General features: G+C 56.9%; 19 protein-coding genes. 13 read left to right on the top strand and 6 right to left on the bottom strand.

Annotated elements, in window-relative coordinates; genetic code table 11:
- Positions 1–328: 328 nt before the first annotated feature.
- Positions 329–2,608, top strand: coding sequence for an NADP-dependent oxaloacetate-decarboxylating malate dehydrogenase (gene maeB / locus AAZT04_RS14090; RefSeq protein ID WP_020828015.1), 2,280 nt, complete (start codon positions 329–331; stop codon positions 2,606–2,608).
- 48 nt (positions 2,609–2,656) lie between these two features.
- On the opposite strand, the gene mmuM is transcribed toward maeB, so the two are convergent.
- Both mmuM and mmuP read right to left on the bottom strand, forming a co-directional pair.
- Positions 2,657–3,595, bottom strand: coding sequence for a homocysteine S-methyltransferase (mmuM, locus tag AAZT04_RS14085; protein ID WP_258090773.1), 939 nt, complete (start codon positions 3,593–3,595; stop codon positions 2,657–2,659).
- Positions 3,585–4,994: an S-methylmethionine permease gene (gene mmuP / locus AAZT04_RS14080; protein ID WP_258090772.1), complete on the bottom strand. Its 1,410-nt coding sequence runs from the start codon at positions 4,992–4,994 to the stop codon at positions 3,585–3,587. The genes mmuM and mmuP overlap by 11 nt, the downstream gene beginning before the upstream one ends.
- Before the next feature lie 194 nt (positions 4,995–5,188).
- Between mmuP and AAZT04_RS14075 the strand changes: the two genes are divergently transcribed.
- The 4 genes from AAZT04_RS14075 to AAZT04_RS14060 all read left to right on the top strand — a co-directional run bounded on the left by AAZT04_RS14075 (position 5,189) and on the right by AAZT04_RS14060 (position 11,513).
- On the top strand, positions 5,189–6,028 hold the full coding sequence (locus AAZT04_RS14075; RefSeq protein ID WP_129940957.1) for a ChaN family lipoprotein: 840 nt from the start codon (positions 5,189–5,191) through the stop codon (positions 6,026–6,028).
- Positions 6,029–6,130: 102 nt separating this feature from the next.
- A complete protein-coding gene (locus AAZT04_RS14070) occupies positions 6,131–6,931 on the top strand; it encodes a TonB family protein (RefSeq protein ID WP_434680569.1) in 801 nt (266 codons plus the stop codon).
- Positions 6,932–7,008: 77 nt separating this feature from the next.
- A complete protein-coding gene (locus AAZT04_RS14065) occupies positions 7,009–9,141 on the top strand; it encodes a S9 family peptidase (protein ID WP_334648027.1) in 2,133 nt (710 codons plus the stop codon).
- 131 nt (positions 9,142–9,272) lie between these two features.
- On the top strand, positions 9,273–11,513 hold the full coding sequence (locus tag AAZT04_RS14060; protein ID WP_129983456.1) for a TonB-dependent receptor domain-containing protein: 2,241 nt from the start codon (positions 9,273–9,275) through the stop codon (positions 11,511–11,513).
- Positions 11,514–11,530: 17 nt separating this feature from the next.
- Here AAZT04_RS14060 and AAZT04_RS14055 read toward each other — a convergent pair whose 3' ends face one another.
- From AAZT04_RS14055 to amiA, 3 genes are all read right to left on the bottom strand, one after another.
- Positions 11,531–11,986, bottom strand: a complete 456-nt coding sequence (locus AAZT04_RS14055) for a YaiI/YqxD family protein (protein ID WP_020828008.1) — start codon at positions 11,984–11,986, stop codon at positions 11,531–11,533.
- On the bottom strand, positions 11,986–12,906 hold the full coding sequence (gene hemF, locus AAZT04_RS14050; protein ID WP_116690019.1) for an oxygen-dependent coproporphyrinogen oxidase: 921 nt from the start codon (positions 12,904–12,906) through the stop codon (positions 11,986–11,988). The genes AAZT04_RS14055 and hemF overlap by 1 nt, the downstream gene beginning before the upstream one ends.
- A gap of 69 nt (positions 12,907–12,975) precedes the next feature.
- Positions 12,976–13,863 carry an N-acetylmuramoyl-L-alanine amidase AmiA gene (amiA, locus tag AAZT04_RS14045; RefSeq protein WP_020828006.1) on the bottom strand — a complete coding sequence of 296 codons (888 nt, stop codon included), beginning with the start codon at positions 13,861–13,863 and terminating at the stop codon, positions 12,976–12,978.
- A gap of 205 nt (positions 13,864–14,068) precedes the next feature.
- On the opposite strand from amiA, the gene AAZT04_RS14040 reads away from it, so the two are divergent.
- Positions 14,069–14,494: a GNAT family acetyltransferase gene (locus tag AAZT04_RS14040; RefSeq protein ID WP_020828005.1), complete on the top strand. Its 426-nt coding sequence runs from the start codon at positions 14,069–14,071 to the stop codon at positions 14,492–14,494.
- Positions 14,495–14,536: 42 nt separating this feature from the next.
- Here the strand turns inward: AAZT04_RS14040 and AAZT04_RS14035 are convergent, their stop codons facing one another.
- On the bottom strand, positions 14,537–14,935 hold the full coding sequence (locus tag AAZT04_RS14035) for a YgiW/YdeI family stress tolerance OB fold protein (RefSeq protein WP_020828004.1): 399 nt from the start codon (positions 14,933–14,935) through the stop codon (positions 14,537–14,539).
- A 171-nt stretch (positions 14,936–15,106) separates the two neighbouring features.
- Between AAZT04_RS14035 and AAZT04_RS14030 the strand changes: the two genes are divergently transcribed.
- The 7 genes from AAZT04_RS14030 (at position 15,107) to cysA (ending at position 21,456) form a co-directional block, all read left to right on the top strand.
- Positions 15,107–15,571, top strand: coding sequence for a DUF2919 domain-containing protein (locus tag AAZT04_RS14030; RefSeq protein ID WP_046374996.1), 465 nt, complete (start codon positions 15,107–15,109; stop codon positions 15,569–15,571).
- A 156-nt stretch (positions 15,572–15,727) separates the two neighbouring features.
- Positions 15,728–16,312: an RpoE-regulated lipoprotein gene (locus AAZT04_RS14025; RefSeq protein ID WP_434680564.1), complete on the top strand. Its 585-nt coding sequence runs from the start codon at positions 15,728–15,730 to the stop codon at positions 16,310–16,312.
- Positions 16,313–16,550: 238 nt separating this feature from the next.
- Positions 16,551–17,450: a Dyp-type peroxidase gene (locus AAZT04_RS14020; protein WP_115058356.1), complete on the top strand. Its 900-nt coding sequence runs from the start codon at positions 16,551–16,553 to the stop codon at positions 17,448–17,450.
- 200 nt (positions 17,451–17,650) lie between these two features.
- Positions 17,651–18,673 (top strand): sulfate ABC transporter substrate-binding protein, encoded by a 1,023-nt coding sequence (locus tag AAZT04_RS14015; RefSeq protein WP_020828000.1) that lies wholly within the window; start codon positions 17,651–17,653, stop codon positions 18,671–18,673.
- Entirely contained in the window at positions 18,673–19,503 is an 831-nt protein-coding gene (gene cysT / locus AAZT04_RS14010) for a sulfate/thiosulfate ABC transporter permease CysT (RefSeq protein ID WP_434680561.1), read from the top strand. Before AAZT04_RS14015 ends, cysT begins: the two co-directional genes overlap by 1 nt.
- A complete protein-coding gene (cysW, locus tag AAZT04_RS14005) occupies positions 19,503–20,378 on the top strand; it encodes a sulfate/thiosulfate ABC transporter permease CysW (RefSeq protein ID WP_044552778.1) in 876 nt (291 codons plus the stop codon). The genes cysT and cysW overlap by 1 nt, the downstream gene beginning before the upstream one ends.
- Positions 20,368–21,456: a sulfate/thiosulfate ABC transporter ATP-binding protein CysA gene (gene cysA, locus AAZT04_RS14000; RefSeq protein WP_434680559.1), complete on the top strand. Its 1,089-nt coding sequence runs from the start codon at positions 20,368–20,370 to the stop codon at positions 21,454–21,456. The genes cysW and cysA overlap by 11 nt, the downstream gene beginning before the upstream one ends.
- Positions 21,457–21,482: the final 26 nt, after the last annotated feature.

The following is a 21,482-nucleotide window of genomic DNA, read 5'->3' as shown; positions in this document are numbered from 1 at the left end:
CAGTGTTTTTCTTCTTCGTCCTGTGGTACTTCTTTTTTTACTTTTATAAAACTATTTCGATCAAGGTTTTGGCCCGCTTCAAAGTTTGTGACGTTTCTCTCACTATACTACAAGGCTGCGTCCTGCCATTGTACGTGAGCGCCAGCCCTTCGGACCGCGCCCCAAAAAACCGTACTTAGCGTTGTCGGGTTTGAACATAGGCACGCTATGTCCAGCATCCTCCGCCTTGGTTACGGGCTTTTGGGTCTGCGACGCTGGCACGAACAATGGCAGGACACAGCTTAATAGCCTTACCTCAACATAAAAGCAAAAAGCATAGGAACCTACAATGGACGAACAGCTCAAACAGAGTGCGCTTGATTTCCACCAATATCCGGTCCCAGGGAAGATCCAGGTATCCCCCACCAAGCCGCTGGCAACGCAACGCGATCTGGCGCTGGCCTATTCGCCGGGCGTCGCGGCACCTTGTCTGGAAATTGCTGCCGATCCGCTGGCGGCCTACAAATATACCGCGCGTGGCAACCTGGTGGCGGTCATTTCCAACGGCACGGCCGTGCTGGGCCTGGGCAATATCGGTGCGCTGGCCGGTAAACCAGTGATGGAAGGGAAGGGCGTCCTGTTCAAGAAATTTTCCGGTATCGACGTGTTTGATATCGAAGTCGATGAGCTAAACCCTGACAAGCTGATCGACATCATCGCCGCGCTGGAGCCGACCTTCGGCGGCATTAACCTGGAAGACATCAAAGCGCCGGAGTGTTTCTACATCGAGCAGAAACTGCGCGAGCGCATGAAGATCCCGGTGTTCCACGACGATCAGCACGGTACTGCGATCATCACGACCGCCGCAGTGTTGAACGGCCTGCGGGTAGTGAAAAAGAATATTTCCGACGTGCGGCTGGTGGTTTCCGGAGCCGGCGCCGCGTCGATCGCCTGTCTGAACCTGCTGGTGGCCCTGGGGCTGCGCCAGCAGAACATTACCGTCTGCGACTCCAAAGGGGTGATCTACAAAGGCCGTGACGCCAATATGGAGCAGACCAAGGCGGCTTATGCGATTGAAGATAACGGCCAGCGTACGCTGGGTGACGCTATCCCTAACGCCGACATCTTCCTCGGTTGTTCCGGCCCGGGTGTCTTGACTCAGGATATGGTGAAAACCATGGCCAGGGATCCGTTGATCATGGCGCTGGCCAACCCGGAACCGGAAATCCTGCCGCCGCTGGCGAAAGCCGTGCGCCCGGACGCCATTATCTGTACCGGCCGCTCCGACTACCCGAACCAGGTAAACAACGTGCTGTGCTTCCCGTTCATCTTCCGCGGTGCGCTGGACGTGGGGGCGACCACCATTAACGAAGAGATGAAGCTGGCCTGCGTGCATGCGATTGCCGATCTGGCGCTGGCAGAGCAAAGCGACGTGGTGGCGTCGGCCTATGGTGATCAGGATCTGTCATTTGGCCCTGAATACATCATTCCCAAACCTTTCGATCCGCGCCTGATTGTTAAAATCGCTCCGGCAGTGGCCAAGGCTGCGATGGAGTCTGGCGTGGCGACGCGGCCGATCGAAGACTTTGATGCCTATGTCGAAAAGCTGTCTGAATTCGTTTACAAAACCAACCTGTTCATGAAACCGATCTTTGCCCAGGCGAAGAAGGAAATGAAGCGGGTGGTGATGGCGGAAGGCGAAGAAGAAAGGGTACTGCACGCCACTCAGGAACTGGTGTCGCAAGGCTTGGCCTATCCGATTTTGGTAGGGCGCCCGAGCGTGATCGAAATGCGGCTGAAAAAACTCGGCCTGCAGCTGACGCCGGGTAAAGACTTTGAAGTGGTGAACAACGAGTCCGATCCGCGTTTCAATGAATACTGGGGCGAGTACTACCAGATCATGAAACGCCGCGGCGTTTCGCAGGAGCAGGCGCGCCGTGCGGTGATCGGCAACCCGACGCTGATTGCCGCCATCATGCTGCATCGTGGCGAGGCGGATGCGATGATCTGCGGGACCATCGGCAGCTATCACGAGCATTACGACGTGGTTGAAAAAGTATTTGGCTTCCGTGAGGGTGCCCATGTCGCCGGGGCGATGAATGCGCTGCTGCTGCCAAGCGGCAACACCTTTATCGCCGATACCTATGTCAATGACGACCCGACGCCGGAGCAACTGGCGGAAATCACCCTGATGGCGGCGGAAACCGTGCGTCGTTTCGGCATTGAGCCGAAGGTCGCGTTGCTGTCCCATTCCAGCTTTGGTTCTTCCGATAACCCGGCAGCCTGCAAGATGCGTAAAACGCTCGAGTTGGTGAATCAGATGGCGCCCGAGCTGGAAATCGACGGTGAGATGCACGGCGATGCCGCGTTGGTTGAGAGCATTCGTAATGATCTGATGCCGGACAGCCCGCTGAAAGGCTCGGCCAACGTGCTGATTATGCCGAACATGGAAGCGGCGCGTATCAGCTACAACCTGCTGCGTGTGTCGTCTTCGGAAGGGGTTACCGTGGGGCCGGTGCTGATGGGAGTAGCGAAACCGGTACACATCCTGACGCCAATCGCCTCGGTGCGCCGCATCGTCAACATGGTGGCGCTGGCGGTTGTGGAAGCGCAGACCGAACCGTTATAAGCCCTCGGCATTAAACCGCCCCCTGACGCCTTGGCGCAGGGGGCTTTTTTATGCCTTGCAGAGTGCCGCGATCTGGCGAATATCCTTTGGCGTAGTCCGGCAGCAGCCGCCAATCAGCCGTGCGCCGATGCGTTGCCATTCTCCTACCTGATCAATCAGGCTGCCGTGCTCGCCGCCGCAGGCGTGCCAGGTTTTGCTCACCGCGTCGTAATGTTCGCCGGAGTTAGGATAGACCAACAGCGGTTTATCGGTCAGCACGGCAAATTGGCGCAGCGCCGGGGTCACATTTTCCAGCGCAATGCAGTTGATGCCAATCGCCAACGCCTGCGGATTGCCGTGCAGCGCTGCCAGCACCTGCGTCAGCGGCGTGCCGTCGCTGAGGTGTTGGCTGTCGCGCAGAGTGAAGGCGAACCAGGCGCCGAGCGTCGGGAATTCTTGCAACAGCGTGAGCAACGCCTGCAGCTCGGTGAACGAGGGCAGGGTTTCACAGGCCAACAGATCTACGCCGGCCTCGGCCAACGCACGGATGCGTGGGCGGTGGAAGGCGATCATTTCCTCCTGCGGTAATGCGTAATCGCCGCGATATTCAGAGCCGTCGGCCAGATAAGCGCCATAGGGGCCGACCGAGCCGGCGATCGGCAAGGGGGTTGCCTGCGGGTGCTGAGTCAGAAAGTCGCTGCGCGCCTGTTGCGCCAGGTGCACGCTTTTGGCGATCAGCGCCAGTGACTGCTCGTGATCCAGCCCCCGGCGCAAAAAGCCCTGCGGCGTGGCCTGATAGCTGGCGGTGATGGCGCACTGCGCCCCCGCGTTGAAATAGTCGAGATGAACCTGATAAATCAGCTCGGGGTTTTCGATCAGCACCTTGGCCGACCACAGGGGATCACTGAGGTCACAGCCGCGAGCCTCCAGTTCGGTCGCCAGTGCGCCGTCAAGAATCAGCGTGTTGTGGGTAGCCAACAGCGTGGCGACGGGGTTGTTAACCGACATGATTTTCTCCCAAAGATGTTTTTTGCCCGCTGCGGCGGGTCAGATAATAGGCGGCGTAGCACAGTGCGACGAACGGCAGCCCGCAGTAAAGCGCGATGCGCTGCTCCGGATCGAACGCCAGTCCGACACAGGCCAGCAGGCACAGGGAAAAACCGACGATCGGCGTTAACGGATAACCCGGCGCGCGGTATTTCAGGCCGGCGATCGGCTGGCCGCTGCGCAGATAGTGGCGGCGGAAAGCGTAGTGGGAGGCGCAGATGCTCAACCAAACCGCCACCACGGCAAAGCCGGAAATGGCCGACAGGGCAACAAACACCGTGTCCGGCGCAATTACGCTGGTTAACAGCGCCAGTACGCCGCCAAGCATGCTGAAGGTCAGCGCATTAATCGGAATGCCGCGTTTATTGACGCGAGAAAAATAGGCCGGCAGGGTGCGCTGGTTGGCCAGCGACCACAGCATGCGGCCCGAAGCGTACAGGCCTGAGTTGGCAGCAGACAGGATGGCGGTCAGGATGACGAAATTAAAAATATCGGCGGCATAGGGCACGCCGATGCGTTCAAACACCAACACAAACGGGCTTTTGACAATCCCGGCCTGATCCATCGGGATCAGCGCAGCCAGAATAAACACCGTGCCGACAAAGAACAGCATCAGGCGGATCACCGTGGTGCGTATCGCCCAGGGCACCACCTTTTCCGGATTTTCGGTTTCGCCTGCGGCAATGCCGATAAGCTCCGTGCCGGAGAAAGCGAAGTTGACCGCCACCATCGTCATCAGGATCGGCAGGGTGCCGTTGGGCAGCCAGCCGGAGGCGGTCAGGTTATGCAGAAAGGGAGCCGGGGTGCCGTCTTTCATCGGCAGCAGGCCAAACATGGCTGCTCCGCCGAGGATGATAAACGCCAAAATAGTGATCACCTTGATCAACGAGAACCAGAATTCGCTCTCCGCGAAGAAGCGAGTGGTGACTACGTTGAGCAGGAAAATGGCCGCGCAGAAAATCAAACACCACAGCCAAACCGGTGACTGTGGGAACCAATACTGCATGCAGAAACCTGCGGCGGTCAGGCTGGAACCGAGTGCGACGGTCCAGGTGAGCCAATAGAGCCAGGCCACGGTATAACCGGTCGCCGGACCAAGATAGCGGGAGGCGTAAACGTGGAAGGCGCCGGTTTCCGGCATCGCCACGGAAAGCTCGCCCAGGCACAGCATGACCAGATAGACCACCAGTGCGCCAATCAGATAGGCCAGCAGGGTACCCAGGGCGCCGGTGGTGGAAATGATATAGCCGGTGTTGAAAAACAACCCGGTACCGATCACGCCACCCAGCGACAGCATCACCAGGTGCCGGGCCTTCATGGTGCGTTTGAATTGCCCTTCGGCGGGGACAGGTGAATGCATGGTATTTTACCCGTATAGACGTCTAAGCTGCTAAATGGCTATTGGTTATACCCGCAATACTTCATGAAATCAATGCGTAGTCAGGGATCCAAAAGTAAAAAAATAGTTATCGATGTCGCAGGAAAGGGGGTTGTCTATATGCAAATGATAATTATTATCTATAATGTCGCCACTTTTTATGACAGGGCAGCATCATGAGACTTTTGATTTTATTGGCCGCGCTGGCGCTCGCCGCCTGTAACCAAACCCCGGTTTCCTCGCCAAAAACTACCCTTGATAGTTTGGGCAAAATTACGGATTTGCGCAGTGGAGAAAGCCTGTCACCTGACCAGCTACTGGCCCGTTTGGCCGCTCAACCGCGGGTCATTGTCGGCGAAAAACACGATAACCCCTATCACCATCAGATTGAGCTGTGGCTGGTGCAAAACCTGCCGCAGCAGCGTCCCCAGGGTAGCGTGCTGATGGAAATGATTAACCCGAATCAGCAAGACAAGGTTAACCAGGTGAAACAGTGGCTGCAGGGGGACCCCAGCGTTCGCGACGGACGCGTAGCAGAGTTGATCGGCTGGCAGTCGGGATGGAAATGGTCGCTGTACGGCGATGTGGTAATGGCGGCGATGCGTGCACCCTATCCGCTGTGGTCGGCTAACCTGGATCGCGATGAAATCATGGCTTTTTATCAGCAGCCAAGTTTCCCGCAGGGCCAACTGTCGGTGCGTCCGGTGGTGCAGAAAGCGCTGGAGGAAACTATCCGCACTTCGCACGGCGGCAAGATTGAACCTCAACAATTGCATGCGATGCTGGCGATCCAACAGCAGCGTGACCGCCGCATGGCCGAACGCCTGCTGGCCGCGCCCACTCCCGCGCTGTTGATTGCCGGTGGCTACCATGCCGCCAAATCCGTAGGAGTGCCACTGCACGTGCAGGATTTGCAACCGGCTGCGTTGCCAACGGTACTGATGCTGGCGGAACCCGGGGTGCAGGTCGACAAACAGGTGGCCGATTACCTGTGGATAACCCCGGCCGTAAAATGAATGTGTTAAGGCAGTGAAAAGGACTGTTAATAATAATTACAAATGATTATCATTAGCAAATGTGATCTGCAATCATTCGCAATTAAGTAATCTAATGTCCCTATGCTAAGTCAGTCTTTCTCTTTTTCGGCCCCTGCGATGCCGCAACCGCGCTGGGCGCGCGGTTTTGTGTGCGCTATCGCGGCACATGTGGCGCTGGTACTGTTGTTTTACTGGCAGCCACGCTCGCTGCCGCCGATGCAATTGCCGCCTCCGGCGGTAATGATGAGCTGGGCCGCGCAGATTGAAGCGCCGGAAAGTCCCAAACCCTTACCGCTAGGCGTACAGCAGGCGCAGTCGTCTGCTGCACAACCGGCTGAACAGCAAGAACAACCCGACTTACCAAAGCTGGCAAGGGCTGAAAAAACCAAGATTGCCGTGGCCGAAAAGAAGCGAACTGAACAGCGGCCGCCGCAGAAAACTCAGCCGAAGCCCGAGGATCAGGCAAAAGAGACCAAACACGCTGCGGCCTCCAGCGCCGCGGCACCGAAAGCGTTGAATGTTGCCCGGCAGGCGGCGGCACCGCTGAACAGTGATTCCACCAGTCAACTGCAGGCCAAGCTGTCGTGGGAAAGTCAGGTTAAGGGGCTGCTGAACCGCATCAAACGCTATCCGTCGGATGCACAGCGCCGCCGCCGTACAGGCATGCCGCAGGTGGTCTTTACGGTGGATGCGCAGGGCCGGGTGTCTGATTTGAGATTGCAGGCGTCGTCAGGTACTGCCTCGCTGGATCGGGAGGCACTGGCGGTGGTGACTCGGGCGCAGCCTTTGCCGCAGCCGCCGGTGGAGATGCTTCAGCAGGACAAGGTTCGGGTGACGATGCCCATCGATTTTAATCTGGCGGCGTTGCACGCCGTCCAATAGTTTATGCCGACGGCAGCGGCCTTTTGTTTGCTGAAACAAAAGCAGGCGTTGCCGATGTCAAACCATCGTGAGGGACTATGAAATATCCACTTTTGCCGGGCCGTTGTTGGCGTGCGGCAACCTCTGTCGTGATCTCATTAAGCTTAATGGGCCAGGCCGTTCAGGCGGCACCGCAGGCTCCCAGCGCGGAAATCATCCCGAAAAAGTTGACCGCCCAGGGTGAAACCCGGGTAGATGATTACTATTGGTTGCGCGACGACAGCCGCCAGAATAAAAAGATGCTGGATTATTTGACGGCGGAAAACCGTTATACCGAACAGATGATGCAGCCGTACAAAAAACTGCGCGATACGCTGTACCAGGAAATGCTCGGCCGCATGAGCCCGGAAGATCGCTCGGTACCTTATCAACTGAACGGCTACCGCTATCAGGAAAGCTATGCGGCGGGCAAGGATTTTGCCCTGTACCAGCGTCAGGCCCTTACCGCCGATGCGCCATGGCAAACCTTGCTGGATGCCAACCAGCGCGCGACAGGGCAGGCTTATTACCGTGTTGGCGGTCTGGAGATCAGCCAGGACAATCAGCGGATGGCGATCGCCGAAGATTATCAGGGGCGCCGGCAGTACCGTATTTCGTTGCGGAATGTCGACAGCGAGAAATGGGCCGCGGAAGTGATTGAAAACACCTCTGGCGACATGGTGTGGGCCAACGATGGCAAGACGCTGTTTTATATTCGCAACCATCCGCAAACCCTGTTGCCGTATCAGGTTTATCGCCATCAGTTCGGTACGCCGGTCGCGGACGATAAACTGGTGTATCAGGAAGATGACGCGGCGTTTTATCTGAGCCTGGCTCATTCCTCCTCCCGCGACTACGTCATTATTACCGTCAGCGGCAACACTACTTCTGAGGCGCGGCTGATCGATGCCAACCAACCGCTGAAAGCGCCGGTGCTGTTTGCCGCCCGTCGGAACGGCCATGAATATTACCTCGACCATTATCGCGGCGAGTTCTATTTACGCTCCAATCACCAAAGCCCGCATTTTGGTCTCTATCACACCGCGGCGCTCGATAAACCGTGGCAGACGCTGATTGCACCGCAGGAAAAGCGCGAGGTCGAAGGTTTCACCTTATTCCGCGACTGGCTGGTGGTGAAAGAGCGAGGCGATGGCCTGGTACAGCTACGGCAAATCAGTTGGGACGGCAAAACCCAGCGCAGCATTCCGTTCGATGATGCCAGCTACATGGCCTGGCTGGGCTATAACCCCGATCCGGACAATCAGCACCTGCGCTACGGCTATTCGGCGATGACCACGCCGACCAGCACCTACGAATGGGATCTTGATAAAGGTACTCGTACCCTGTTGAAACAGCAGGAAGTGAAAGGGGTTGATCCCAGCCAGTACCACAGCGAACGAGTGTGGATCAGCGCGCGTGACGGTGTGAAGGTACCCGTCTCGCTGGTCTACAACCGTGCGATGTTCAAACCGGGGCACAGCCCGCTGCTGGTGTACGGCTATGGCGCCTATGGCATGAGTATGGATCCGGCCTTCAGCGCCAACCGCATCAGTTTACTGGATCGCGGTTTTGTTTATGCGCTGGTCCACGTGCGTGGCGGCGGTGAATTGGGGCAGAACTGGTATCAGCAGGGCAAACTGAGCCATAAACCCAACACCTTCAGCGACTTTATCGATGCAACCCAGGCGTTAATCAAACAGGGTTACGGCCAGCCGGGGCGTATCTATGCCATGGGGGGCAGCGCCGGCGGCTTGCTGATGGGCGCGGTGATCAATCAGGCGCCGCAGCTGTATAACGCGGTGGTGGCGCAGGTGCCTTTCGTGGATGTTTTGACCACCATGCTCGACGACAGCATTCCACTCACCGTCGGTGAATATGAAGAGTGGGGCAACCCAAATCAACCAGAAGCCTATGCGCTGATGAAGTCTTATAGCCCCTACGACAACGTACGCAAGCAGGCGTACCCGAACCTGTTGGTGACCAGCGGCCTGTATGATTCGCAGGTGCAATATTGGGAACCGGCAAAATGGGTGGCCAAACTGCGTCGCTTTAAACAGGGCGATTCGCTGCTGCTGCTGGCCACCGATATGACGGCCGGGCACGGCGGAAAATCGGGCCGACTGACGCGGCTGGAAAATAGCGCCTTGGAATACAGCTTTATTTTGGCGGTGGATCAGAAAACGCGGAAATAACCCTTCTGGCCGCCAGGAAATAACCTGGCGGCTTATTAAAACGATAAAGCGTTAATTTTACCGTCGATTTCGGCGGGCTTTGTGCTGGGCATTGTCGGCCATAACATCTTTTTGGTCATTTCTGGGGATCTATGAAAATTAAATTACTGGTAAGCCTGATCGGTGCGGGAATAGCGCTGAGCGGGACGGCGACGGCTGCGCAAGACGGGGCAGATAATGGCAAGGGCAACGTGGTGTTTAGCCCGTTGAACGTTTCGGCTGCGACAGAAAGCGACCGTAGCGAAAAGGAGGCGTTGGAAAAACCGGGTGCCTTCAGCTCACGCGGGGAAAATAAGAATCTCGAATCGGTAGACAGCATTTTGCGCAGCATGCCGGGCACCTATACCCAAATCGATCCGGGCCAGGGATCGGTTAGCGTCAATATCCGCGGCATGAGCGGCTTTGGCCGCGTTAATACCATGGTGGACGGTATTACCCAGAACTACTACGGCAGTTCGCCGAGCGATGCAGCCCATGGCGGGTTACCCACCAGCCAGTTCGGTGCGCTGATCGACCCCAATTTTATCGTCGGCGTTGATGTAGCGCGCGGCAATGCGACGGGCTCCGCCGGAGTGAATGCGTTGGCAGGCAGCGCCAACTTCCGCACCCTGGGTGTGGATGACGTGGTGTTTTCCGATAATCCCTTTGGCGTGCGCACCAAATTTTCCGTGGGCAATAACGGCATTGGCCGCAGCGGCATGATTGCCGTGGGCGGGAAAACCGGCGCCTTTGGCGAAGGCGGCAGTCTGGGCGCGATGGCAGCCATCAGCGGCAGTTCCATCACGTCTAATTACAAAAACGGCTCCGGTTTTGACAGTGAAGAGTTTAACGTTGATAAAACTTATCGACAGAACCCTAAATCCCAGTTATTCAAAGTCGATATTAAGCCAGACGCTTTTAATAGTATCGAACTGTCGGTCAGGACCTACCAGAATAAAATAACCCGCCGTCATATCGACAGTAATGACTTCTATATTAAATATCACTATGCGCCTTTCTCCGAGCTGATTGATTTTAATCTGACAGCCAGTACCAGCCGCGGTGAGCAGAAATTCATGTCTGACAATATGGCAGGGTTTAGCGACAGCAAGGCGAAAAATATCTCGGACGCGCTGGACGTCAATAACACCAGCCGTTTCAGCCTGCAGGAAGTCGATTTTGCCTTCAGCTATGGTGGCAAGCTGATCCGTAACGAATACAAGAAGCACGCATCCGGGCTGGTAACCGACGATAACCAGGCGGAAAGTTCGCCGGTGGGGATCGCGGGTAAACAAAATATCGCCAGCCTTTACAGCGGGCTGCAGCTTAACTACGGCATCTGGCAGAGCAACTTTGATCTGAACTACAGTTCCTATGATATTTCCGGTTATAAACCTGCCTGTGATGAGCGCGTGGCCTGCTTCCCGCAGGGGGCCAGCAATATCAATTTGAAAGAGCACGGTTTTAATCCGTCGGTGCTGTTATCGGCGCAGGTGACGCCATGGTTGCAGCCGTTTGTCAGCTACAGCAAGTCGATGCGCGGGCCGAATATTCAGGAGGTGTTCTTCGCCAACAGCGGCGGGCAGTCGATGAACCCGTTCCTGAAGGGCGAAACCGCTGAAACCTACCAGGCCGGCTTCAACGCCAATGCTCATGACCTGTTGTTCAAGCAGGACAGCTTCCAGCTGAAGGCGGTGTATTTTGAATCAAAGATCAAAAATTACATTTCCAGCCAAAACTACATGGTGTGCAGCAATCGTCGCAAGTGCAACCGAGCTCAGTCGACGCAGGAAGAGTGGGATAACGCCAATGAGAATGTCGTGATGACCATGTACAGCAATGCTTATGAGCCGGTCAGAATGCGTGGGGTGGAAGTAGAGGCAATGTATGATGCCGGTTTCGCCTACACCAAACTCTCCCTGAGCAAAGAGCACACCAGCCAACCGACCAATCAGGCCAGCAACGAATTCGGTGCCGGTGACATCAGCGAACTGCCGGAATTTTATTTCACTTTAGATTCTGGGGTTCGTTTGCTGGACGAGAAACTGACGCTGGGCGGATTGGTCAAATACACGGGTAAAGCGGTTCGCCTGTCGCCAAATTCGGATCGGGACGAAAATGAGCAATTGCTGAAAGAGCCTGCGCCGCACATCCCGACGATTATCGATCTGTACAGCACCTATCAGTTCAACCGTAACCTGCTGTTGAAATTCAGCGTGCAGAACCTGATGGACAGAGACTATTCCGATGCGTTGAACAAGATGAACTCGATGCCATCCCAGTCACAGGACTTCACACCGACCAACACCGCCCGCGGCCGAACCTATATCTTCGGCGGGGAGGTGCGATTCTAAGCGGAGTACGGGCGCAATCACTGCGCCCGTTTTGCCTGCTGCAACCACTTGTCCAGCTCGTTGGCGAACTGCTGACGGTCGCGCTGGTTCAGCGTATTCGGGCCGCCGGTCTGGATACCGCTGGAGCGCAGGGTGTCCATAAAGTCGCGCATGTTCAGGCGCTCACGAATGGTGTCCGGCGTATAGCGTTCCCCGCGCGGATTCAGCGCCACCGCGCCTTTTTCGATCACCTCGGCAGCCAGCGGGATATCGGCGGTGATCACCAGATCGCCTTTCTCGCAGCGGCGCACGATTTCGTTATCCGCCACGTCAAAACCGGCCGCCACCTGCAGAGTGTGGATATGCCTGGAAGGCGGCGTTCTCAGCGGTTGGTTGGCAACCAGCGTTACCGACATGGCGGTACGATCCGCCGCGCGGAACAGTACTTCTTTGATCACGTTGGGACAGGCGTCCGCATCGACCCAAATCTGCATTATTCCGGCTCCTTCAACCAATCGCGCACCGGCAGGAAATCACGGTAAAGGGCCGCTTCCGGGCTGTCTTCCGCCGGTTGATAGTTGTATTCCCAGCGTACCAGCGGCGGCATCGACATCAGGATGGATTCGGTACGTCCGCCGGTTTGCAAGCCAAACAACGTGCCGCGATCCCAGACTAAATTGAACTCGACGTAGCGGCCACGGCGATACAGCTGGAACTGACGTTGGTTATCGCCCCAACTCAGCGCCTTGCGTTTTTCCACGATCGGCAAATAGGCATCGAGGAAGCCTTCGCCCACCGCTTGGGTAAACGCGAAGCAGGTAGCGAAGTCGGGCGTGTTGAGATCGTCAAAGAACAGGCCGCCGATGCCGCGCGCTTCGTTGCGGTGCTTGATAAAGAAATAGTCATCGCACCACTTTTTGTATTTGGGATACACCTGCTCGCCGAAGGGGGCGCACAGCTGTTCGGCGGTGCGGTGCCAATGAATGGCATCTTCTTTAAAGCCGTAGAAGGGGGTCAGATCAAAGCCGCCGCCAAACCACCACACCGGTTCTTCGCCCGGCTTTTCCGCAATGAAAAACCGCACGTTGGCGTGGCTGGTCGGGATATAAGGGCTGCGCGGGTGGATCACCAACGACACGCCCATCGCCTGGAAGCTGCGGCCGGCCAACTCGGGGCGGTGCGCGGTAGCGGAGGCGGGCAGGGTGGCACCGGAGACGTGTGAGAAGTTGACACCCGCTTGTTCGAACACCGCGCCGTCGGTCAATACCCGGCTGCGGCCACCGCCGCCTTCTTCCCGCGTCCAGCGGTCCTCGTTGAAAACGGCGCCGCCGTCGGCCTGAGCCAGCTGCGTGCAGATGCGGTCCTGCAGTGCCAGCAGGAAGGATTTTACTTCTGCGATGGTCGATAAACTCATACGGATTAATTCACAGCGTCTGACTGAACAAGCCGCAGAGTATACCTTTATTCACCGTGGCTGGCAGTATCAGCCGGGTTTTCGTTGGTGTGAATCGTAATAGCTGAAGAAACTGATCACGCCGTCGGCGATGGCGCGGGCGATTTTCTCGCGGAATGCGGTGGTGCCAAGCAGGCGCTCTTCTGCCGGATTGGTGATGAACGAGGTTTCGACCAGTACCGATGGAATCGACGGGGATTTCAGCACCGCGAACGCCGCTTGTTCGGTGCTGTTGCTGTGCAGATGATGCACCGGGCGGATCTGGCCGAGTACGTGGCGGCCGAGCGTCAGGCTGTTGTTGATGGTATCGGTTTGCACCAGGTCGAACAGCACCTGCTGCAGATAGTTGTCCTGATTTTTGTATTTGCCGCCAGCCACGTCATCGGCGGCATTTTCGCGGTTGGACAGATAACGCGCCATGGCGCTGCTGGCACCGCGATTGGACAGGGCAAACACCGAGGCGCCGGAGGCTTCCGGGCTGGTAAAACCGTCGGCATGGATAGAGATAAACAGATCGGCCTGATGCTGGTGGGCAATCTCCACCCGCTGAAACAGGGGGATAAACTCGTCTTCTTCCCGCGTCAGGCGCACTTCAACGTGTTCCTGTTCGTGCAGAATGCGACGCACGTGGTTGGCAATCTCCAGCACCACGTGTTTTTCCTGCGAACCTTCTCTGCCGACGGCGCCCGAATCGATGCCGCCGTGACCGGGGTCGATCATCACCAGCCTTTTGCTGCCGCTGGGTTTGGGCGCAGTTTTAGCGTGTTGCTTGCGCAGCATGCCGCCGGTTTCGGCTTGGGCCGTTTGGCTCTTACTGCCGAGCAGCACCAGCGCCAGACCCGAAAGCAGTAATTGACGTCGCGTGGGGGAAACGGGGAGCGGTTTAAAATTGAGGAAGGGTTTAACCTGCTTTTTCATAACGCTACGCTCCATCGACAAATTCTATTTTGCGACGTTATATCGTATTGATAATCATTAATCGACCGGATAACTATGTCCATTTATTACGCGAGTTACCGGGGATTTCTGCATTATTGCCCGGGGAAATCGCAGTTTGATATTGCGTAAGTGAATAATCCCGCGATAATCAGATAAACATCTTAATTAACAGCGGCGAACATCGATGGAAATTCGCGTATTTCGACAAGACGACTTTGAAGAAGTCATTACCCTGTGGGAGCGTTGCGATCTGCTGCGGCCGTGGAACGATCCTGAGATGGATATTGAGCGCAAACTGAATCACGATCCGGATCTGTTTCTGGTCGCGGAAGTGGGCGGGGAAGTCGTGGGATCGGTGATGGGGGGATACGACGGTCATCGTGGCTCGGCGTATTATCTCGGGGTACATCCGGATTATCGCGGACGCGGTATCGCCAATGCGTTGATCAGCCGGTTAGAGAAAAAATTGATCGCGCGCGGTTGCCCGAAGATCCAACTGATGGTGCGGGAAGATAACGACACGGTGATCGAGATGTACGAGAAACTCGGTTACGAGATCCAGAGCATTACCAGCCTGGGCAAGCGATTGATCGAAGATCAGGAATATTGAGCGATATTTTGGGCGGTGAGGCTTCACCGCCCAAACTGCGCGTTAGGGCAGTTTTTTGATGGTTTTCACGTCGACTTCCACGTTGCTCCAGTCTTTATCCACTTTCCCTTCCAACTGCACTTTATCTTTCGGGGTGATGGTCTGACCGTTCCAGCGTTTTTTGTCGATCTCGACCGTCAGCGTGCCGCTGGCGTCGCGGAAGGTATAGGTCTCGTCGCCGACGCGTTGCTCAATGTTGCCTTGCAGCATCACCCAGGTGTCATCACTCATTGACTTGACCTTGTCGACGGTGGTCAACGCGGCGCTAGGGCCGGAAAATCCGCCTTGCTGCGTGTTTTGGGTGTGCGTTTGCGGTGCCGCAGGATCGAGGAACCCGCCTTGCTGAGCCAGAACCGGTGCGCTACACAGAGCAATTAATGCTGCCAGGGTATATTTTTTCATCTTAAGCTTCCTTATCTCAATCTAGAATCAAAGCCCTGCCAATCAGGACTGCTGGTTTGATGGGGTTAAGTAAAGCATGAAAATCTTAAGGGGTTCTTAAGCGCGCGCATTGAAAACAATAAACACGGCACCCATTTGAAAAATCATCATGATATTGGCAAGGAATCGATGTTGAAGCCACTTCCACCCCGTTTTTCCCCCGACGATTACGATCAGCACGGTGCGTTGCGGTTGCCGCTGTGGTTTTGGGGCGTACTGATTTTACAGGCCCGCACCTGGATCCTGTTTGTGATGGCCGGGGTTTCGCGCCAGCAGGGGGAAGGCCTGCTATCGCTGTTTTACCCGGACACCCAATGGTTCTGGTATGGCATCGTGCTGGGGCTGCCGGCGGCGTTGGCATTTTTGATTGCTCCGCGTCGTCACCAGTGGCCACGGCTATGGCGTGCCTGGCGCTGGGTATTGATTGCTTCGCTGCTGGCAGCGCTGGGCGGTTCCCTGTTTAGCCTGTGGCAGCAAGACGACAATCCTTCGGCGTTGGACATCGTGTTGGCGCTGCTCGATGCGTTGGCGCTGGCTTACTTGCTGCTGAGTGCGCGTCTTAAGGCCTGTTTCGTGGTACAGGATGAGGCGGGTTAATTGCCGCACAGTGCGGCACTTTTCTCATTTTCCGCACTCCAAGCTCGCAACCGATGGCGATGCGTGGACAGTTGTGAGAGGCTGACACGCAACAAAACGCCAAGTGCGGCAGGGCAGAGCAGGCTGTGCCCCGTCATTGATGTTAAGGAGCTAAAAATGAATGTTCGCCTACTGTTGTTAGGGCTTCCGCTGTTACTGACCGGCTGTTCGACGATGTCCAATTTCTCTTGGTCCAGCCTGTCGCCATTTAACTGGTTTGGCAGCAGCCTCGAAGTCAGCGCCAAGGGCGTTGGTGACCTCAACGCCGGTACCCCGATGTCGGAAAGCGCCATTAACGACGGGCTGAATGGCGATTACCGCCTGCGCGGTGGCATGGCCACCAGCCAGGGCAAAATAGTTTCCTACTACCAGGCGATGGACGGCAACGACGTGAAGCTGGTGATCACCGGGGAACCCAAGGGCCACGTGCAGCGCGTGGACGTGATGGACAGCAAAGTCGCGACCGAGTGGGGCAGCAAGCTGGGCACGCCGTTCAGTGACCTGTACAACAAGGCGTTCGGTGCCTGTAAACCGGCCGACGGCGACGATGCCGGCAAGGTCGAGTGCGTCGCACAGCAGAGCAAGTACGTCACCTATATCTTCGACGGCAAGTGGGCCGGCCCGCAAGATATCATCCCACCGGATGACACGCTGAAAAGCTGGACGGTCAGCAAGATTATCTGGCACGCCAAACCGCAATAAAGCTTCCCCCCTGGGCGCCCGATCCGCGGCGCCCCTGATTTATCTGGTTTCCATCCCCGCTGAACGTTAAATCACCGCTCCCTTTGGACGAAATTGCCCGGTTGCGGGTATCCCTATTTTCTTTGCGCTGATGCAAGGCAATCCCGTTTTCATCGGGTATGATACTGCGCATTCGTAACAGGAAACCCATGGACAAACAGCAGCCTGTTACTCGATTTCGATTTTGAGGATAACGATAATGACCCAGGTTCAGAGCGGTATTTTACTGGAACACTGCCGCTTCGCCATTTTTATGGAAGCCACCGTGCAGGGCGAATTCGCCGATTTGCGCCAGGGCTGCAAGCAGTTTTGCCAGACGTTGACCGAGCTGCAACAGCAGTTTCCCGATGCGCATTTGGGCGCGGTGATCGCCTTTGGCTATGACGTCTGGCACGACCTTTCCAGCGGTCAGGGCGCAAAAGAGCTGAAGCCATTCACCCCGCTGGGCAAAGGGTTGGCCCCGGCCACCCAGCGCGATCTGTTGATCCACATCCAATCCTTGCGTCATGACGTTAACTTTACGCTGGCGCAGGCGGCGCTGGCAGCGTTTGGCAACGCCATCAAGATTGAAGAAGAAACCCACGGATTCCGCTGGGTGGAAGAGCGCGATCTGAGCGGCTTTATCGACGGCACTGAAAATCCGCAGGGCGACAAACGTCCTGAAGTGGCGGTCATCGCCGAAGGTGAAGAAGACGCAGGTGGCAGCTACGTGCTGGTGCAGCGTTATGAACATAACCTGCGTCAGTGGCAGCGCTTTACCACCGAGCAGCAGGAGCAGATTATCGGCCGCACCAAGCACGACAGCGAAGAGTTGCCGCCGGAGCAGCGTCCTGACACCTCGCATGTCAGCCGTGTCGATCTGAAAGAAGACGGCAAAGGCCTGAAGATTTTGCGTCAGAGCCTGCCTTACGGTACTGCCAGCGGTAAACACGGGCTGTATTTCATCGCCTATTGCGCCCGCCTGCATAACATCGAAAAACAGCTGCTGAGCATGTTTGGCGATTTGGACGGCAAACGTGATGCGATGCTGCGTTTCAGCCGTGCGGTGACCGGCAGCTATTACTTTGCGCCTTCGCTGACGCGCCTGCTGTCGCTTTAACCTTTCCTCCGGGGTCGGCCATGCCGGCTCCGGATTAACTTCCTCCTCTGCCACGCCGCTCTGCCCCTGCCTTATAGCGTTTGATGCTTGAAAATCACTAAACGGTATATAAAAGCGTTACAGCTCCGCACCTAGTTATAAATACACTGGTCAACATCAGGGCGAAAGCCCGGCGGATTGATTCAGCTATAAGGTGCACAATGAAACAAACACGGGTTAAAAATTTCATGCTGAAAGGATGGTTGGCGGCGGCGCTGTTAGCCAGCGGTACCGTTTCGGCCGCTGAGCTGCTGAACAGCTCCTATGACGTTTCCCGTGAATTGTTTACCGCGCTGAACCCGGGTTTTGAACAGCAGTGGAACCAGCAGCATCCGGGCGACAAGCTGACCATCAAACAATCTCACGCCGGCTCTTCCAAGCAGGCGCTGGCCATATTGCAGGGGTTACGTGCCGACGTCGTGACCTACAACCAGGTGACCGACGTGCAGATCCTGCACGATCGCGGCCAACTGATCCCGGCTGACTGGCAGGCTCGTTTACCGAACAACAGCTCCCCTTTCTATTCCACCATGGCTTTCCTGGTGCGCAAGGACAACCCAAAAGGCATCCATAGCTGGAACGATTTGGTGCGCGACGATGTGAAGCTGGTGTTCCCGAACCCGAAAACCTCCGGCAACGGCCGTTATACCTATCTGGCTGCCTGGGGAGCCGCCAGCCAGGCTGACGGCAACGATCAGGCCAAAACCCGTGCCTTTATGACCCGTTTCCTGAAAAACGTGCTGGTGTTTGACACCGGCGGTCGCGGTGCGACCACTACCTTTGTGGAACGCGGCCTGGGTGACGTGCTGATCAGTTTTGAGTCGGAAGTGAACAATATCCGCAAGCAGTATGGCGAAGACAAGTATCAGGTGATCGTGCCGCCGGTCGATATTCTGGCGGAGTTCCCGGTCGCCTGGGTCGACAAAAACGTGGAAAGAAACGGCACTGAACAGGCCGCCAAAGATTATTTGAATTACCTCTACAGCCCGGCTGCGCAGCAGGTGATCACCAGCTTCTACTATCGCGTGTATGACAAGCAGGCGATGGCGGCCGCGAAGGGCCAGTTCCCGCAGACCAAACTGTTCCGTGTAGAAGATCAGTTTGGTGGCTGGCCACAGGTGATGAAGACGCATTTCTCTACCGGTGGCGAGTTGGATCAACTGTTAGCGGCAGGGCATAAGTAATGTTGTTGTCCAGCAAACGGGTTCTGCCTGGGTTTGGTCTCAGTCTGGGAAGCAGCCTGTTTTACACTTGCCTGATCCTGCTGCTGCCGCTCAGTGCACTGGTGATGCAGCTGGCGCAGATGAGCCTGGTGCAATATTGGGAAGTGGTTTCCAATCCGCAGGTGGTTGCCGCCTATAAGGTCACGTTGCTGGCGGCGGGCGTCGCCAGCTTGTTCAACGCGGTGTTCGGCATGCTGATGGCCTGGATCCTGACTCGCTATCGTTTTCCGGGGCGCACGCTGCTGGACGGCCTGATCGACCTGCCGTTTGCGCTGCCGACGGCGGTGGCCGGTTTGACGCTGGCGGGGCTGTTCTCCACCACCGGGTGGTATGGCCAATGGTTGGCGCATTTTGACATCAAGGTGACGTTCACCTGGCTTGGCATCGCGGTGGCGATGGCCTTCACCAGCTTGCCCTTCGTGGTGCGTACCGTTCAACCGGTGCTGGAAGAGCTGGGGCCCGAATATGAAGAGGCCGCAGAGACCCTGGGCGCAACCCGCTGGCAGAGTTTTCGCCGCGTGGTGATGCCGGAGTTGGCACCGGCGCTGCTGGCCGGTACGGCCATTTCCTTTACCCGCAGCCTGGGCGAGTTTGGTGCGGTGATTTTCATCGCCGGCAACATCGCCTGGAAGACGGAAGTGACCTCGCTGATGATTTTCGTTCGTCTGCAGGAGTTCGATTATCCGGCGGCCAGTGCGATTGCATCGGTGATCCTGGCGGCTTCGCTGCTGCTGCTGTTCAGCATTAACGTTCTGCAAAGCCGCTTTGGCCGACGCATCGGGGGGCACTGATGGCGGATATCTCTGAGTTCAACGGCGTCGAACGCCCGCGCGTCAATTGGGGCAAGTGGACGCTGATCGGTATCGGCGTGCTGTTTTCGGTATTGCTGCTGGTGGTGCCGATCATTTCGATTTTCGCCGAAGCCTTTTCCAAGGGCGCTGGCGCGATGTGGAGCAACCTGGTCGATCGCGACATGTTGCACGCTATCTGGTTGACGGTGCTGATTGCCCTGATTACCGTGCCGTTCAACCTGGTGTTCGGCACCTTGCTGGCCTGGCTGGTGACGCGGTTCACTTTCCCGGGCCGCCAGCTGCTGCTGACGCTGATCGACATCCCGTTTGCCGTGTCACCGGTAGTAGCGGGGCTGATTTACCTGCTGTTTTACGGCAGCAATGGCCTGCTGGGCGGTTGGCTGGATGCGCACAATATCCAGATCATGTTCTCCTGGCCGGGCATGGTGTTGGTGACCATTTTCGTGACCTGTCCGTTCGTGGTGCGTGAGCTGGTGCCGATGATGCTGAGCCAGGGTAGCCAGGAAGACGAGGCCGCCATTTTACTGGGCGCTTCCGGCTGGCAGATGTTCCGCCGGGTGACGTTGCCGAACATTCGCTGGGCGCTGCTGTACGGCGTGGTGCTGACCAACGCGCGCGCCATTGGCGAATTCGGCGCGGTGTCGGTGGTGTCCGGTTCTATTCGCGGCGAGACCTTTAGCCTGCCGCTGCAGGTCGAGTTATTGCAACAGGATTACAACACTGTTGGCTCCTTTACCGCCGCCGGGTTACTGACCCTGATGGCGATAGTGACCCTATTTTTGAAGAGTGGTCTGCAATGGCGTCTGGAACGTCAGAATGCACGTCTCGAGCGGGAGGAAAATCATGAGCATTGAGATTAACGGTATCAACAAGTTCTTCGGTCGTACCAAGGTATTGAACGATATCTCGCTCGATATTGCCTCCGGTGAGATGGTGGCGTTGTTGGGGCCGTCGGGCTCCGGCAAAACCACGCTGCTGCGCATTATCGCCGGGCTGGAAAACCAGAGCGGCGGCAAGCTGGGCTTCCACGGCACCGACGTCAGCCATGTGCATGCGCGCGATCGCCGGGTGGGTTTCGTGTTCCAGCATTACGCGCTGTTCCGCCATATGACGGTGTTCGACAACATTGCCTTTGGCCTGAGCGTGCTGCCGCGTCGTGAGCGCCCGAATGCCGCGGCGATCAAACAAAAAGTGACCCAACTGCTGGAGATGGTGCAGCTGGGTCATTTGGCCAACCGCTATCCCTCACAGCTTTCCGGCGGCCAGAAGCAACGCGTAGCTTTGGCTCGTGCACTGGCTGTAGAGCCGCAGATTCTGCTGCTGGACGAACCTTTTGGTGCGCTGGATGCCCAGGTGCGTAAAGAACTGCGCCGTTGGTTGCGTCAGTTGCATGAAGAGCTGAAGTTTACCAGCGTATTCGTCACCCACGATCAGGAAGAGGCGATGGAAGTGGCCGACCGCATCGTGGTGATGAGCCAGGGCAATATTGAGCAGGTAGGTTCGCCGGAAGAAATTGTCCGCGAACCGGCCAGCCGCTTTGTGCTGGAGTTCATGGGCGAAGTGAACCGCCTGAGCGGCGAAATCCGCGGCTCGCAGCTGTTCGTCGGTGCGCACCAGTGGCCACTGTCGTTCCAGCCGATGCATCAGGGCAGCGTGGATCTGTTCCTGCGGCCTTGGGAGATGGAAGTGGGCACCGAGAGCAGCGAACGCTGCCCGTTGCCGGTGCAGGTGCTGGAGGTTAGCCCGCGTGGCCACTTCTGGCAGATGACCGTTCAGCCGATCGGTTGGCACCAGGAACCTATCAGCGTGGTGTTGCCTGACGGCAACGAGCCGCCGGTTCGCGGTGGCCGTTATTACGTCGGCAGCCTGAATGCGCGCCTGTACGCTAGCGATCGGCTGCTACAACCAGTTGCGTTAGCTAAAAGCGCCTGATAGTTTTTACCTCCCAACATCATTTT

Origin of the sequence: Serratia sp. Je.1.23.a (genome assembly GCF_051129805.1) — a bacterium.
In the GTDB taxonomy this organism is placed as follows: Bacteria; Pseudomonadota; Gammaproteobacteria; order Enterobacterales; family Enterobacteriaceae; genus Serratia; species Serratia liquefaciens.
This window is presented reverse-complemented; position numbering and strand designations above follow the sequence as displayed.